The organism is Caldimonas tepidiphila (genome assembly GCF_003569765.1).
GTDB lineage: Bacteria > Pseudomonadota > Gammaproteobacteria > Burkholderiales > Burkholderiaceae_C > Caldimonas > Caldimonas tepidiphila.
The window spans coordinates 1-14,244 of record NZ_QXMG01000103.1 but is presented as its reverse complement, the minus strand read 5'-3'; the positions used below and the strand labels follow the sequence as shown (position 1 = coordinate 14,244).

Annotated in this window: 12 protein-coding genes and 3 pseudogenes; 10 read left to right on the top strand and 5 right to left on the bottom strand. The window is 66.0% G+C overall.

All coding sequences use genetic code 11. The features are described 5' to 3' along the window. Nucleotides 1-320, bottom strand: a pseudogene (locus D3A59_RS24015) (2,3-epoxybenzoyl-CoA dihydrolase); the annotation flags it as partial. A 504-nt stretch (nucleotides 321-824) separates the two neighbouring features. Between D3A59_RS24015 and D3A59_RS25695 the strand changes: the two are divergent. Then, nucleotides 825-1,079, top strand: coding sequence for a hypothetical protein (locus D3A59_RS25695; RefSeq protein ID WP_157991688.1), 255 nt, complete (start codon nucleotides 825-827; stop codon nucleotides 1,077-1,079). 47 nt (nucleotides 1,080-1,126) lie between these two features. On the opposite strand, the gene D3A59_RS24010 is transcribed toward D3A59_RS25695, so the two are convergent. Then, nucleotides 1,127-2,056, bottom strand: coding sequence for a helix-turn-helix transcriptional regulator (locus D3A59_RS24010; RefSeq protein ID WP_119157842.1), 930 nt, complete (start codon nucleotides 2,054-2,056; stop codon nucleotides 1,127-1,129). A gap of 170 nt (nucleotides 2,057-2,226) precedes the next feature. Between D3A59_RS24010 and D3A59_RS24005 the strand changes: the two genes are divergently transcribed. Genes D3A59_RS24005 through D3A59_RS23995 form a run of 3 tightly spaced genes read left to right on the top strand, consistent with a single transcriptional unit; the run spans nucleotide 2,227 to nucleotide 5,906 of the window. Continuing rightward, a complete protein-coding gene (locus D3A59_RS24005; RefSeq protein WP_119157844.1) occupies nucleotides 2,227-2,697 on the top strand; it encodes a 4-hydroxylaminobenzoate lyase in 471 nt (156 codons plus the stop codon). Further along, nucleotides 2,694-4,265 carry a 3,4-dehydroadipyl-CoA semialdehyde dehydrogenase gene (locus tag D3A59_RS24000; protein ID WP_119157841.1) on the top strand — a complete coding sequence of 524 codons (1,572 nt, stop codon included), beginning with the start codon at nucleotides 2,694-2,696 and terminating at the stop codon, nucleotides 4,263-4,265. Before D3A59_RS24005 ends, D3A59_RS24000 begins: the two co-directional genes overlap by 4 nt. Nucleotides 4,266-4,325: 60 nt before the next feature. Beyond that, on the top strand, nucleotides 4,326-5,906 hold the full coding sequence (locus D3A59_RS23995) for a benzoate-CoA ligase family protein (RefSeq protein WP_119157840.1): 1,581 nt from the start codon (nucleotides 4,326-4,328) through the stop codon (nucleotides 5,904-5,906). A gap of 48 nt (nucleotides 5,907-5,954) precedes the next feature. On the opposite strand, the pseudogene D3A59_RS23990 reads toward D3A59_RS23995, so the two are convergent. Next, nucleotides 5,955-6,451 (bottom strand): annotated as a pseudogene (locus D3A59_RS23990) (benzoyl-CoA 2,3-epoxidase subunit BoxB); the annotation flags it as partial. 285 nt (nucleotides 6,452-6,736) lie between these two features. Here D3A59_RS23990 and D3A59_RS23985 point away from each other — a divergent pair. After that, nucleotides 6,737-6,916, top strand: a complete 180-nt coding sequence (locus tag D3A59_RS23985; protein ID WP_119157839.1) for a hypothetical protein — start codon at nucleotides 6,737-6,739, stop codon at nucleotides 6,914-6,916. 190 nt (nucleotides 6,917-7,106) lie between these two features. Continuing rightward, nucleotides 7,107-8,483 carry an MFS transporter gene (locus D3A59_RS23980; RefSeq protein WP_119157838.1) on the top strand — a complete coding sequence of 459 codons (1,377 nt, stop codon included), beginning with the start codon at nucleotides 7,107-7,109 and terminating at the stop codon, nucleotides 8,481-8,483. Nucleotides 8,484-8,874: 391 nt separating this feature from the next. On the opposite strand, the gene D3A59_RS23970 is transcribed toward D3A59_RS23980, so the two are convergent. Together D3A59_RS23970 and D3A59_RS23965 are read right to left on the bottom strand one after the other, a co-directional pair. Next, nucleotides 8,875-9,354, bottom strand: coding sequence for a MarR family winged helix-turn-helix transcriptional regulator (locus D3A59_RS23970; RefSeq protein WP_119157836.1), 480 nt, complete (start codon nucleotides 9,352-9,354; stop codon nucleotides 8,875-8,877). Nucleotides 9,355-9,356: 2 nt separating this feature from the next. Beyond that, nucleotides 9,357-10,325, bottom strand: a complete 969-nt coding sequence (locus D3A59_RS23965; protein ID WP_119157835.1) for a Bug family tripartite tricarboxylate transporter substrate binding protein — start codon at nucleotides 10,323-10,325, stop codon at nucleotides 9,357-9,359. A 236-nt stretch (nucleotides 10,326-10,561) separates the two neighbouring features. On the opposite strand from D3A59_RS23965, the gene D3A59_RS23960 reads away from it, so the two are divergent. The 4 genes and pseudogenes from D3A59_RS23960 to D3A59_RS23945 all read left to right on the top strand — a co-directional run. Continuing rightward, on the top strand, nucleotides 10,562-12,265 hold the full coding sequence (locus tag D3A59_RS23960; RefSeq protein ID WP_119157834.1) for an FAD-dependent oxidoreductase: 1,704 nt from the start codon (nucleotides 10,562-10,564) through the stop codon (nucleotides 12,263-12,265). 19 nt (nucleotides 12,266-12,284) lie between these two features. After that, nucleotides 12,285-12,485, top strand: coding sequence for a hypothetical protein (locus D3A59_RS23955; RefSeq protein ID WP_419187277.1), 201 nt, complete (start codon nucleotides 12,285-12,287; stop codon nucleotides 12,483-12,485). A gap of 16 nt (nucleotides 12,486-12,501) precedes the next feature. Beyond that, nucleotides 12,502-13,788, top strand: coding sequence for a homogentisate 1,2-dioxygenase (hmgA, locus tag D3A59_RS23950; RefSeq protein WP_119157833.1), 1,287 nt, complete (start codon nucleotides 12,502-12,504; stop codon nucleotides 13,786-13,788). Nucleotides 13,789-13,843: 55 nt separating this feature from the next. Next, a pseudogene (locus tag D3A59_RS23945) lies at nucleotides 13,844-14,188 on the top strand (fumarylacetoacetase); the annotation flags it as partial. Between the last annotated feature and the right edge of the window lie 56 nt (nucleotides 14,189-14,244).

Genomic DNA, 14,244 nt, shown 5'->3' with positions numbered 1-14,244 from the left:
TGCGAGGACACGCCGAGCATGAAGATGTTGGCGCCCGAGCAGAAGATGCGGTCGCGGGCGCTGGTGACGACCACTGTGCGCACCCCGGGATGCTCGAAGCGGATGCGGTTGAGCGCGTCGTGCAGCTCGATGTCCACGCCCAGGTCGTAGGAGTTGAGCTTGAGCTTGTAGCCCGGCCGCAGGCCGCCGTTCTCGTCGATGTCGAGCTTGAGCGTTAGCTTGAGCGTCGCGATCGCGCCATCGACGCTGAAGGACCAGTGCTTGTAGCGGGACGGATCGGTCTGGTAGTCGACACGGGCAAGTTCGGTGGTGGCGGTCATCTCGGTCTCCTTGAAAGGTGGACTGCGCATGCACCATAGTGCATATTATTGCGCGGCTGGCTGCACGATAGTGCATGAAAAACCGGAAGTCAACTGCATGAAAGACAAGGGAAAACCCGTGGAGACCGGGGATGGCCCACTGTTCGTCCTTGGGTAGCACGCGTCGGATCAGCCTTTCGCACCCGGAATACGGCCACAAAAAAGGAGCCCCTCGGGGTAATGCCAGTCAGTTAAGCACCCAGCGGAGCTGATCCGGTAGAAGGGGAGCATGTTGAACACGCTCCCCTTTTTGCTTCATGAGCCTGCTGCAGAGCGCGCTGCGCGAGACCTTGGCCCGAGCCCCCAAGCGGCTCGATGAACTCGGGGCGCTGATCGAGCCGAGCTGGATCGAGCAAGCGCTGGCCGCCAGTGGCAAGGGCTCGACCTGCAGGACGGCGAGCCGGTGCTGCGCAGCAAGCAGCCCGAGCTGGTGCGCCAGGAGTCCACACTGCCAGCTATGCGATCGTGAACCTGCTGGCAACCACCAGCCTCGAGTCCGCAGGCACCCTGCCCGAGCGGCTGCAGGCCTTGCTCGCGCAATCCCACTACTTCGTGCTACCGCCACGCCGCCCCGATCGCCACTTCCCTAGAGTCGTCAAGAACCGCGCGCACAAGTTCCCGACGAAAAAAATGCCAGTCAGCGTTAACTGGCTGGCATTGGCCCCTCGGGGCTCCTACCTCCAGGAACAAAAGAAGATGGCTGATGGCCGCGGCAGGTGAAAGCTCATGACCGCCCGCCCGGGCGGTCCGGGAGCACGCCCTGGAAGTCAGGCGGCCCAGTTCATCACGCCAGTGGTATTGCGCACGACGGTGCGCAGCCCGGTGAAGGTCTCTTCCAGCGAATGGCCGCTGGTGTTGTAGGCGAGGTCGGCCTTGGCGTAGAAGGCCGCGCGACCGGAGATGATGTGCTTGAGGTCGTTCATCGCCTCGCGGCTGCCGGACATGGGCCGGAAGTCGCCCTGCGCGACGACCCGCTTCATGTGGTCCTCGGGGTCGGCCTGCAGCCAGACGGTGTAGCAGTGCGACAGCAGCAGGTTGAAGTTGGTCGCATCCGACACCAAGCCGCCGGGCGTGGCGATCACGACCTCGGGGTAGATCTGCACCGCCTCCTCCAGCGCGCGCCGCTCGTAACGCCGGTACGCACTGGCTCCATAGAGGGAATGGATCTCGACGATGCTGCAGCCGGCGACCTTCTCGATCTCGCGGCTGAGCTCGATGAAGGGATAGCCCAGGTCCTCGGCCAGCATGTGTCCGAGCGTGGACTTGCCCGCGCCGCGCAGGCCGATGAGCGCGATGCGCGACAGCCGCGCGCGGTTGTTGCCGCCAGAGCCGAACAGCTCGGTGAGCTTGACACGAGCCCGATAGAGCTCGGTCTCGCTGCGCCCTTCCAGGAGCTCGCGGATCATCAGCCACTCGGGCGAGGAGGTCGTCATGTCGCTAGTGATTTCGGCAAGCGAACACTGCAGGGCAAAGGCCACCTGCTGCAGCACGAGGATCGACGCGTTGCCGTTGCCGAGCTCCAGGTTGGCCAAGTGGCGCTCTGAAATGTCGGCTGCCAGCGCCGTCGCCTTACGCGTTAGGCCACGGCGCGAGCGCAGGTTGCGGATGCGCTCGCCCAAGGCCACCAGGTACGGGTCCTTGCCTTCCAGGTTCTCTTCAGTCCCCGACTGGGAATCCACGATGTGCAGCCCTTTCATGGCTGGTTCCTCTTGAGCAGGTCGGCCCACACTCGGGTTTACCCGGCGCATGCACCATTTTTCTTGACACCCCGCGCAAGCAGGAAGTATCGTTCATATAAGCATGCACGATATTGCATGCTCTTCGTGATTACAGGCGAAGCTTATGCGGGATGAAGGAGCTGGATTCCATGAGTGAGCGGTTTCAGTCGCTGGTGCAGACAATAACCCAGGAGCTCCAGGACAGGCCATTAGACGCCGGCCTGCAAACCTGGCTGGACGAGAACTATGGCCCGTCCTCGGACTGGTTCCGCGAGATGCAGGCGGCCTGCGAGGCCGGCGTACGCGAGGGCTGGATGTGCAAGCACGAGGCCGGGGGCATCCGCTACGGCCGCGTCGTCAAGCCCTCGCCCGAGACCGCCCAGTTCTCGGTGGACGTGGTGGACATGCAGGACGTCGTCGGCCCGCACCACGCGCACCCGAACGGCGAGATCGACCTCGTGATGCCGCTGACCCCCGACGCCCGCTTCGACGGCACGCCGGCCGGCTGGAAGGTCTACCCGCCGGGCAGCGCCCACCGTCCCACCGTCACCACCGGCCGCGCGCTGGTGCTCTACCTGCTGCCCGAGGGCCGCATCGAGTTCACGAAGGCCACAGCATGAGCGAGCTTCTACCGAACTACGCCGCCGGCCGCTGGCAGACTGCCGGCGACGCGGGCACACCGCTCGTCGACCCGGTGCTCGGCACCGAACTGGTCCGCGTGTCGAACACCGGGCTGGACCTCGGCGAGGCCTTTTCATTTGCCCGCGAGCAGGGCGGCGCCGCACTGCGCGCCCTCACCTACCGCCAGCGCGCCGCGCTGCTCGGCGAGGTGGTGAAGGTGCTACAGGCCAAGCGCGACGCCTACTACGAGATCGCCACCGCGAACTCCGGCACCACGAAGAAGGACTCCGCCGTGGACATCGACGGTGGCATCTTCACGCTCGGCCAGTACGCGCGCTGGGGCGACTCGCTCGGCGATGCGCGCGTGCTGCTCGACGGCGAGCCGGCGCGCCTGGGCAAGGACCCCGCCTTCCAGTCGCAGCACGTCCTGGCGCCCACGCGCGGTGTCGCGCTCTTCATCAACGCCTTCAACTTCCCCTCCTGGGGCCTGTGGGAGAAGGCGGGGCCGGCGCTGCTGTCGGGCGTGCCGGTGATCGTCAAGCCCGCGACCGCCACCGCGTGGCTGACGCAGCGCATGGTGGCCGACGTGGTCGAGGCCGGCATCCTGCCCGCGGGCGCGCTCTCCGTCATCTGCGGCAGCTCGCGCGGCCTGATGGACCAGCTCCAGCCCTTCGACGTGGTGTCCTTCACCGGTTCGGCCGAGACCGGCGCGGTGATCCGCTCGCACCCGGCCGTTGCCGAGCGCTCGGTGCGCTGCAACATCGAGGCCGACAGCCTGAACTCGGCGCTGCTGCTGCCCGACGCCGCCCCCGGGACCGAGGCCTTCGACCTGCTGGTCGCCGAGGTCGTGCGCGAGATGACGGTCAAGTCCGGCCAGAAGTGCACCGCGATCCGGCGCGTGTTCGTGCCGCGCGCTTTCTACGAGGCCGCCGCCGACGCGATCAGCGCGAAGCTGCGCAAGACGACGGTCGGCAACCCGAGGAACGACGCGGTGCGCATGGGCTCGCTCGTGAGCCGCGAGCAGCTCGACGCGGTGCGCGCGGGGCTGGCCTTCCTGCGCGAGCAGGCCGAGGTGCTGCACGACGGCGGCGCGCAGCCACTGGTCGACGCCGACCCGGCCATCGCCGCCTGCATCGGCCCGACGCTGCTCGGCGCGCGCGACCCGCACGCCGCCGACCGCGTGCACCGCTTCGAGGTCTTCGGCCCGGCCTCGACGCTGATGCCCTACGACAGCCTGGACGAGGCCTGCGCGCTGATCCGCCGCGGCGACGGCTCGCTGGTGAGCTCGGTCTACGGCACCGACGCGCAGGCCATCGCCGACGCGGCGCTGGCCCTGGCCGACAGCCACGGCCGCGTGCACGCGATCTCGCCCGAGGTCGCCGCGCTCAACACCGGCCACGGCAACGTGATGCCGATGTCGCTGCACGGCGGCCCGGGTCGCGCCGGCGGCGGCGAGGAGCTCGGCGGCCTGCGCGCGCTGAACTTCTACCACCGCCGCTGCGCGGTGCAGGCGAGCACCGCAGCCCTTGGAAGACTCGCAGCCAACGGGACCCACCCCGCTCGCTGAAAAGGTCACTGGAACCATCGATTGGTTGCCTGTAGAGAGGCAGCCGGAGGAGACATTTGCATGGCAAGCCTGCCCCCTGCCCCGCCTAGCGCGTTCAACTTCGCGCAGCACGTGATCGAGACCAACGCCGCTCGCGCCGGCAGGACCGCCTACATCGACGACCAGGGACGTCTGAGCTACGGCGAGCTCGCCGAGCGCGTCCGCCGTGCTGCGGCCGGACTGCTCGCGCTGGGCTTGAAGCGCGAGGAGCGCGTGCTGCTGCTGATGCACGACTGCAACGACTGGCCGGTGAGCTTCCTCGGCGCGATGTACGCCGGCCTCGTGCCGGTGGCCGTCAACACGCTGCTGACCGCCGACGACTACGCCTACATGCTGGAGAACAGCCGCGCGCAGGCCGCGCTGGTGTCGGCCGCGCTGCTGCCGACCTTGCAATCGGCGATGGCGCAAGGTCCACACGAAGTCAAGCACCTGATCGTCTCGCGCTCGAGCGGCGAGTTGCCGGCGGGGGCGCAGTCCTTCGACGCGTTGCTGGCCGCGCAGGCGCCGCTCGCGCCCCCCGCGCCGACGCTCGCGGACGAGCCCGGCTTCTGGCTCTACTCGTCGGGCTCCACCGGCCGCCCGAAGGGCACGGTGCACACCCACGCCAACCCGTACTGGACCGCGGAGCTCTACGCCAGGCCGGTGCTCGGCATGAGCGAGGGCGACACGGTGTTCTCGGCCGCCAAGCTCTTCTTCGCCTACGGGCTCGGCAACGGCCTCATCTTCCCCTTGAGCGTGGGTGCCACCGCCGTCTTGATGGCCGAGCGCCCGACGCCTGATGCCACCTTCAAGCGCATCGTCGAGCACCGACCGACGATCTTCTGCGGCGCGCCGACCGGCTATGCCGGCATGCTCGCGTCGCCCCACTTGCCCGCGCGCGATGAGGTCGCGCTACGGCTCTGTTCGTCCGCCGGCGAGGGGCTGCCGCAAGACATCGGCGAGCGATGGACCGCCCACTTCGGCTGCGAGATCATCGACGGCATCGGCTCGACCGAGATGCTGCACATCTTCCTCTCCAACCGCCCCGGCGATGTGCGCTACGGCACCACCGGCCGGCCGGTCGAGGGCTACGAGGTGGAGTTGCGCGGCGAGGACGGCCGCCCGGTCGGGGTCGGCGAGATCGGCGACCTCTACATCAAGGGCCCGAGCGCGGCGCTGATGTACTGGAACAACCGCGAGAAGTCGCGCGAGACCTTCCGCGGGGAATGGACCAAGAGCGGCGACAAGTACAGCCGCGACGCCGACGGCTACTACACCTACGCCGGGCGCAGCGACGACATGCTCAAGGTCAGCGGCATCTACGTCTCGCCCTTCGAGGTCGAGGCCACGCTGGTGCAGCACCCCGCCGTGCTGGAGGCCGCGGTGATCGGCGTGCTCGACGAGGAGGGCCTGACCAAGACCAAGGCCTTCATCGTGCTGAAGGATGGCCATGCAGCGGGCGAAGCGCTGCAATCCGAACTCAAGGCCTTCGTCAAGAGCCGGCTCGCGCCGCACAAGTACCCGCGTCAGATGGAATTCGTCGCGGAGTTGCCCAAGACCGCCACCGGCAAGATCCAGCGCTTCCGGCTGCGCGCGCAAACCGCTGTGGAAGCAAAGGCATGAGCTCGGTCCACTCCTTGCAAGCCCCGGTGCAATTTGTCCAGGTCACCTGCGGCCCTCTTCCACGTTGACTTGGAACAGGTTGCGCATGTCGTAGAGCGACGGGGCGGTCGCGCCGAGGAAGCGCTGCTGCTCCACCGAGGCTGGCTTGGTGTCGGCCTGCACAACGATCAGCCGCTTGAGCAGCGCGCGGTACTCGCCCGGCACCTCCTGCCAGGCCGGCTCGCCCTTGTGCTTACCGCAAGGGATGGTGCGCCCTTCCTCCTTCGGCGCGAGCAGGATGCCCCAGCGGTAGTCGGGCATCTTCGCATGGTCGAACACCGCCCAGCCCTTCGGATCCGCGCCCACCGCCGTGCGGAGGTAGACGTCGACCCCCTGGAAGCCCTCCGGCCCCATGTCCTTCCACCAGTCAAAGTAGTTCGGCTGCCACGCCTCTAGCGCGCGCAGCAGCTGCCGGTCGCCGTCGAGGTTGACGTTGTTAGGGATCTTGTCGCTGAGCTTGACCTCGACAAAGGCCTGGCTCGGATGGCTTCGCTGACTTCGCTCATTTGTCGTCCTCCGGGAAAGATGATGGCGGTGTAATTGCCGACAAGCCCGAAACATGCAATATAGTTCTATTGACTAGTCGGCACGCATGCATCATCATGCATGCTGATCGCGTTTGATTTGAGGCAGATCACATTCGCACCATCTCAAGGCTTACCGATTCACCAAGAGCCGCTTCGAGAGCTGGTCGACACGCTCCTGCCCCTCCTTCAGCAGGAGACGCAGCCAGCGAAGGGTGAACCTCTGCACTGTCCTGACCCTGAAGTTGCACCGTCATGGAGACTTGCATGAGCGAGACAAGGAAGACGCCGGGCCTGCCGCAGTTGGAAGAACTGCGTGGCGCCTCACCAATGACGATCCAGCGCGCGCTGGAGTGCCTCAAGGAGTTCTGCCAGAGCGGCAGGCGGCCTCCTGACGGCTACCTGTTCGCATTGAGCAGGGAAGTCAGCGCCCAGCTCCAAGGCTGAAGTCCCTCGGAACAACTGAAACTCCTCTCTCCCCGCTCGGGACCGTCAGGCCCTCCTGCCCCAAGGCGGGAAGAGCGTCTGCCCCGGCGTTCCACGAGGCGATCGCCATCGCCGGCGAAAAGCTGCGCTGAGGCGATGGCAACTCAGGCAGAGGTGCTTTCCCAACACCCCACGACCAGGAGACAAACCCATGAGACAGATTGACGTCCACAAGATTGCCGACGAAGCACGCTTCAATGGCTTTCACGGGCTGGTTCTTTTTTGGTGCGCGCTCATCATCATCTTCGATGGGTACGACCTTGCGGTGGCCGGCATCGCACTGCCGTCGATCATGAAGCAGATGGGCGTGGACCCGACCCAGGCGGGCTTCATGGTCAGCTCGGCGCTCTTCGGGATGATGTTCGGGGCGATCTTCCTTGGCACCATCGCCGACCGCATCGGCCGCCGCTGGGCCATCGTGATCTGCATTGCCCTGTTCAGCTTGTTCACCGCGGCAGCCGGACTGACGAACGACCCGGTGATGTTCAGCGTCACCCGCTTTCTGGCGGGCCTCGGCATCGGCGGTGTGATGCCCAACGTGGTCGCGCAGATGACGGAGTATTCGCCGAAGCGGATTCGCTCGACCATGGTCACGCTGATGTTCAGCGGCTATGCAGTGGGCGGCATGCTGGCCGCAGTGCTCGGCAAGGGACTGATCGAGAGCTACGGCTGGCAGTCCGTGTTCTTCGCCGCGGCGCTGCCGGTGGTGCTGATTCCGTTCGTCCTGAAATCACTGCCGGAGTCGATGCCCTTCCTGCTCAAGCAGGGCCGCCACGAGGAACTCAAGGCCATCCTCGCGCGGCTGGAGCCTGGCTTCCGTCCGACGGCCAGCGACCGCTTCGCGCTGCCCACCGAGGACAAGGCCGACGACGTGCCGGTGCGTCACCTGTTCCAGGAGGGCCGCGGCTTCAGCACCGTGATGTTCTGGATCGCCTTCTTCATGTGCCTGTTCATGGTCTATGCGCTGAGCTCCTGGCTGACCAAGCTGATGGCCAGTGCCGGCTACAGCCTGGGCTCGGCACTGACCTTCGTGCTGACCTTGAACTTCGGGGCGGTGATCGGTGCAGTCGGTGGCGGCTGGCTGGCTGACAAGTTCAACATCAAGTGGGTGCTGTTCTCGATGTACGTGCTGGCGGCCGTGTCGATCACGATGCTGGGCGTGCCGATGCCCACCGAGGCGTTGTTCCTGGTCGTCGGCCTGGCTGGTGCGTCGACCATCGGCACGCAGATCGTCACCTACGCCTATGCCGGCCAGTTCTACCCGATGGCAATCCGCTCCACCGGCATTGGCTTCGCCTCGGGCGTCGGCCGCAGCGGCGCGATCCTGGCCCCCATCGTGATCGGCACGCTGGTTAGCGTGGCTTTGCCGCTGCAGCAGAATTTCATTGCGATCGCGATTCCTGCGGTCATCGCCGCAGTTGCCGTGGCGATGATCAACCACGATCGTTCCGCCACAGCCCATCAGGAGGACAAGAGCACCGGCAGCCTGGATCCAGCTCCTGGAGGTGTCGGTATCGAGGGCAGGTAAGCCGTAAGCGATCAGTCAACCCCGCTCCTTGCCACGATGGCGGTGGCGAGGCAAGGCTCGCTCAGGCTGCGCTCACGTCGATGCGCCAGGGCAGCAGTGCGATTCGTCGCGCAGCAGGTTGACCACCGGCTGCACGGCCTGTCCGACGCGCACGATGCTGGCGGCCACCGTGTTGCGCGAGATGTCGGTGCCGCCTGCGACGCTAGCGACTCGTTGCGCTTGAGCGCGCTGGCCAGCGCCTGCTGCAGCGCGGTGAATTCTTCGAGCGTGGGCGTGTCGGCCAGGGACTGACGATAAGCAGCTGGATCGGATGCAACCGACAGCCGCAGCAGCACAAGGGGCCGCCTGAACAGGCAGCTTGTCTGTCAGATCAAGTCTCGACCAGGACATCTCATTCGCCGTCTCTCGCGTCCTCGCCCACCGCTGCCTGGGCATGCGCGAGGAGGCGATCGAGCAGCCGATCCAGCTGCTCGCGTTCGCTGGCGTTCAGGCAGGCGACGATCTCCTCGTTACGCAGCTCGATCACGGTCATGACGCGCCGCCAGGCCTGTTCGCCCGCAGTAGTCAAGGTCAACACCACTCCGCGTCCGTCCGTCGCACTGGTTTCCTTACGCACCAGTCCCTGGTCCACCAAGGACTGGGCAGCGCGGCTAGCCTGCCCCTTGTTCAGGTTGGCCTGACGGGCCAGCTCGTTGACTGACAGCGGCGAGAACGCCCCCACCGCTGCTAGGCACCGCCCTTCGCTGAGCGGCATGCCTGCCCGTTCGAGATAGGCCACCTGACTGATCCGGTCAGTAAGCTTGTGCAGTGTGTGCAGGCGGTGGGTAACGGTGCGGTCGAGTTCGAAGCTGACCTTTTTCTTTCCCGGCATTTTCAATCGAGGCGGATGTTGCTGGCCCGAATCACCTTACCCCATTTCTCGCGCTCGCTCTTCGCATAAACATCCATCTTTTGAGGCGTGCTGGGGATCGCCTCAAGGCCGAGCGTCTGAAAGCGTGCTTTGACGGCCGCCGTATCGAGCGCGGCAAGCAGTGCCTTGTTCAGTGCCATCACCGTCTGCGCCGGGGTCCCTGCCGGCACCACCAGCCCTTGCCAAGCGTAGGCCTCGAAGCCCTTCATGCCCTGCTCCTGCAGGGTCGGCACCGCGTCGAAGCCCTCCAATCGCTTGGGGCTCGCCACGCCGATTGCGCGCAGTTTGCCGGAAATGATGTGGGGATAGGCACTTGCCGTGTCGGCGAACATGAAGGGCACTTGGCCTCCGATCACGTCCTGCACGGCCGGTGCCGCTCCGCGGTACGGCACGTGCACGAAAGCCAAGCCACTGCTTTCACGGAACAGCTCGGTGGCAAGGTGGTGCGGGCTGCCGGCGCCTGGCGTGGCGTAGCTGACTCCGCCCGGCTGCTGCTTGGCCCAGGCCGTGAACTCCGCCAGGTTCTTGACCGGGAGGCTCGTGTTCACCACCAACAGCATCGGGAAACGGGCCATCAGCCCCACCGGCGCGAAGTCCTTCTCGACGTTGTAGGTCAGCTTCGAGTACAGCGAGGGGTTGGCGGCGAGCGTGGCGGTGTCGGCGGTCAGCACGACATGGCCGTCAGCCTTCGCCCGGGACGCGTAGTCGGCGCCGATGTTGGTCGCGGCACCCGGCTTGTTATTGATGATGATGTTCTGACCGAGGGCCTTTGACATCGGTTCGGCCAGTGTGCGCGCCACGACATCAGAGCCGCCGCCGGCCGGATAGGGGACGACCCATTCGATCGTCTTGTCGGGAAAAGCAACCGCGGCCAGCGGCACCGCCAGGGCGGCCATCACGAGCGAGCGGCGCAGGATGCGAGAGGGATGCATTTTGTCTCCACGGTGTTCGGTGCAAGGGATGAAGCGCGGTCGCCGCAGCGTGCCGCTTCGTCAGCGCTTCGCTTGACTGTAATCAATTAATGGTTGCGCACGCAACTAGGTGGATGTACGGAGTGGACGCCCTGGGCTTGACATCCGACAATAGTTGCGTACGCAACAATATGATCAACTCCCGCGACGCTTCGGATGCTGCGCCGCCGTTGCCATGCCAGCCCTTAGGAGAGACGATGAACCAGGAATTCGCGCCGTATCCGTTCACGGCCAAGTCCCACCCCGCGACCCTGCCTCCTTTGCAGGACGACTTGGAACGCCGCCGGCATCCGGTAGTGGTCGTGGGCGGCGGGCCGGTGGGCTACTGCGCCGCACTCGGCCTGGCCAACCACGGCGTGCCGGTGGTGCTGCTCGAGGCCGACGATTCGGTGTGCTTCGGCAGCCGGGCGATCTGCATCTCGCGGCGCAGCCTCGAGATCATCGAGCGCCTGGGCGCGCTAGAGGGTTTCCTGAAGACCGGCCTGCCCTGGACCGGCGGACGCAGCTACTACCGCGACACCGAGGTGCTGCACTTCAAGATGCCGGTCGACGAGAACCAGAAGCTGCCGCCAATGGTCAATCTCGCGCAGTACAGCATCGAGCAATTCCTGCTCGACGCGGCTGAGGCCCGGTCCGACTTGATCGACATCCGCTGGCAAACCCGGGTGACGGCGATCGACGCGAGCGCCGACGGTGCGCGGCTGAGCCTCTCGACCCCCGAGGGCGACTACCAACTCGATACCGACTGGGTGGTGGCGGCCGACGGCGGACGCAGCTTCCTACGCGAGTCGCTCGGCTTGCAGTTGAAGGGCACAAGCTACGAAGGCCGCTACGTCATCGTCGACATCTTGCTTGACAGCGCGCGGCCGACCGAGCGGCTCGCCTACTTCGACCCACCCTGCAACCCGGGCTCGACGGTGCTCGTGCACAAACAACCCAACAACGTATGGCGCATCGACTATCAATTGCGCGACGGCGAGGACCCGGACGAGGCGATCAAGCCTGAGAACGTGATCCCGCGCGTGCATAGCCTGCTCGAGATGATGGGCGAGCGCGGCGAGTGGAAGCCCATCTGGACCGGTATCTACAAGGCCAATGCACTGACGCTAGAAAGCTATCGCCACGGCCGTGTGCTGTTCGCGGGCGACGCGGCACACCTGGTGCCAATCTTCGGCGTACGTGGCGCCAACTCCGGCATCGACGATGCCGACAATCTGGCGTGGAAGCTCGCATTCGTGATCAAGGGCTTGGCCGCCGAGCAACTGCTCGACAGTTACTCGGACGAGCGCGTCGCCGCGACGCACGAGAACCTGAGCTACGGCACCAAGAGCACCGAGTTCATGGCGCCGCCCTCGTTCGCATTCGAGCTGATGCGAAGGGCGGTGCTGAGCCTGGCCGCCAAGCACCCTGTCGTAAGCTCGCTGATCAATCCACGCCAGACCTCGGCGATCACCTACGCCGATTCACCGTTGAACGCGGCGCCACAACGTTCGGCCGAGTTCAAGTCTGGCCCAGTGCCTGGAGCCGTGCTGTCAGAGTGCCCGCTCACGATCACTCGCGACGGCAAGACGCGCGAAGGCCACCTCACCGACTTGACGGCTCCGTGCTTCACGGCCCTCCATTTCAGCGAGGGCGGCGACGTGCCCCAGGAGTTGCTGGACCTGCAGTGCAGCATGCGTGCCGATGGCGTCCCTTTCGCAGTGGTGGCGCTGACACGCCAGCACGGTGAGGCCGGCTCCGTCGTGCAAGGCTGGGACCACACCGGCCGGCTGTTCTCGATGTACGACGCCATGCCTGGCACGGTATACCTGGTGCGGCCGGACGGCCACGTGCTTGGACGTTGGAAGGAGACGAACGCGGTCGAAGCTGCCGCGGCCGTTCGCCACACCCTGCACCGCTGAAGACGAATCGGAGAACCCAATGAGCTCCCTGACCCCGACCGAACTGGATGCCGTCTACACCCGGCTGTGCAAGACGATGACGCAACTCGGCGAAGTCAACGCGCCGCTGTTCCTGGCCCGTTTCGCGCTGCTGGCCATCGCCCACATGGGCGATGCCGAGGCCGCCCAGCGCCTCGTCGACGCAGCCGCTGAAGACCTCGCCCTTACCGAGAAGCCCTGACGTCCGGAGTCCTGACATGATCCAGAACATGCCGCAGTACCAGAGCGGCTTCGCCAACGAGTTCGCCACCGAGGGCCTGCCTGGCGCCCTGCCGGAGGGCCGCAACTCGCCGCAGCGCGCGCCCTACGGCTTGTACGCCGAGCAGATTTCGGGCACGGCCTTTACTGCGCCGCGCCATACCAACCGCCGCTCCTGGCTCTACCGCATCCGCCCGGCAGCGGTGCACGAGCCCTTTGTTCGTGCCGCCGACCGCCGCTGGCTCAGTCACTTCGACGAGGTGCCGACGCCGCCTAACCAACTGCGCTGGGATCCGCTGCCACTGCCCGACGAGGAAACCGACTTTGTCGACGGCATGGTCACGATGGCCGGCAACGCCGGCTGCGGCATCCACCTGTACGCGGCCAACCGTTCAATGGAGCGGCGCTTCTTCTACAACGCTGACGGCGAACTGCTGATCGTGCCGCAGCAGGGACGGCTGGTGCTCGCCACCGAGCTCGGCGTACTGGAAATCGAGCCGCAGGAGATAGCGGTGGTGCCGCGCGGCGTGCGCTTCCAGGTGCGCCTGCCCGACGGCGCCGCGCGCGGCTATGTGTGCGAGAACTTCGGCGCGCTGTTCCGGCTACCCGACTTGGGCGTGATCGGCGCCAATGGGCTGGCCAACCCGCGCGACTTCCGCACGCCAGTGGCGGCGTACGAGGACCGCGAGGGGGACTTCGAGCTGCTCGCCAAGTTTCAAGGCAACTTCTGGAGCGCGAGGATCCGCCATTCGCCACTTGATGTGGTGGCTTGGCATGGCAACTATGCACCCTACAAGTACGACCTGCGATGCTTCAACACCATCGGCTCGATCAGCTACGACCACCCGGATCCGTCGATCTTCCTGGTGCTGCAGGCTCCGAGCGACACCCCGGGCGTGGACACCATCGACTTCGTGATCTTCCCGCCACGCGTCCTTGCGATGCAAGACACCTTCCGTCCGCCCTGGTTCCACCGCAACTTCGCCTCGGAGTTCATGGGACTGATCCACGGCGCCTATGACGCCAAGGCCGAGGGTTTCGTGCCGGGGGGCGCTTCGCTGCACAACTGCATGAGCGGGCACGGACCGGACGCCGACACCTTCGAGAAGGCAAGCCGCGCCGACACGCGCCAGCCGCACTACATCACCGACACCATGGCCTTCATGTTCGAGACGCCGGCAGTGATCCAGCCCACGCGCTACGCCCTCGAGACGGCCCAGTTGCAGCCCGAGTACTACCGCTGCTGGCAGGGGCTGCAGAAGAATTTTGACCCGACCCGGCGTTGACCTCCCTGCCCTTCCCGAAATCAAAAGCGCACCAGACGCGAAACGAGGCCAAGCCATGCAATTCCTGAACGAAACCCACGACCCTGAGCTACGCAGCTGGGTCGCCTCTGCCCAGCATCCCCGCAGCGACTTCCCGATACAGAACCTGCCGTTCGCGGTGTTCCGCCGCCACGGCGTGGACGAGCCGTTCCGTGGCGGCGTGGCGATTGGCGACCAGATAGTCGATCTCGCAGCCGCGCTCGGATGCCAGCTCTTCGACGGTGACTCTGCTGTCGCAGCCGAGGCCGCCGCGGGCGAGCGGCTCAACGCTCTGATGGCGCTCGGTCCGGCCGCTTGGTCGGCATTGCGTCTGACTCTGTCGCGCGCACTGCGCACCGGCTCGGCTGCCGAGGGCCGGCTAGTGGTGTGAGTCAGAGATTTGTATGAGCTCGCGGTAGAGGCGCATACTGGCTCGGC

Excerpts from the sequence above, each read along its gene's own strand:
- D3A59_RS24010 (WP_119157842.1), bottom strand. The coding sequence starts at position 2,056 with ATGAAAGGGCTGCACATCGTGGATTCCCAGTCGGGGACTGAAGAGAAC.
- D3A59_RS24005 (WP_119157844.1), top strand. The coding sequence starts at position 2,227 with ATGAGTGAGCGGTTTCAGTCGCTGGTGCAGACAATAACCCAGGAGCTC.
- D3A59_RS24000 (WP_119157841.1), top strand. The coding sequence starts at position 2,694 with ATGAGCGAGCTTCTACCGAACTACGCCGCCGGCCGCTGGCAGACTGCC.
- D3A59_RS23995 (WP_119157840.1), top strand. The coding sequence starts at position 4,326 with ATGGCAAGCCTGCCCCCTGCCCCGCCTAGCGCGTTCAACTTCGCGCAG.
- D3A59_RS23985 (WP_119157839.1), top strand. The coding sequence starts at position 6,737 with ATGAGCGAGACAAGGAAGACGCCGGGCCTGCCGCAGTTGGAAGAACTG.
- D3A59_RS23980 (WP_119157838.1), top strand. The coding sequence starts at position 7,107 with ATGAGACAGATTGACGTCCACAAGATTGCCGACGAAGCACGCTTCAAT.
- D3A59_RS23970 (WP_119157836.1), bottom strand. The coding sequence starts at position 9,354 with ATGCCGGGAAAGAAAAAGGTCAGCTTCGAACTCGACCGCACCGTTACC.
- D3A59_RS23965 (WP_119157835.1), bottom strand. The coding sequence starts at position 10,325 with ATGCATCCCTCTCGCATCCTGCGCCGCTCGCTCGTGATGGCCGCCCTG.
- D3A59_RS23960 (WP_119157834.1), top strand. The coding sequence starts at position 10,562 with ATGAACCAGGAATTCGCGCCGTATCCGTTCACGGCCAAGTCCCACCCC.
- D3A59_RS23955 (WP_419187277.1), top strand. The coding sequence starts at position 12,285 with ATGAGCTCCCTGACCCCGACCGAACTGGATGCCGTCTACACCCGGCTG.
- hmgA (WP_119157833.1), top strand. The coding sequence starts at position 12,502 with ATGATCCAGAACATGCCGCAGTACCAGAGCGGCTTCGCCAACGAGTTC.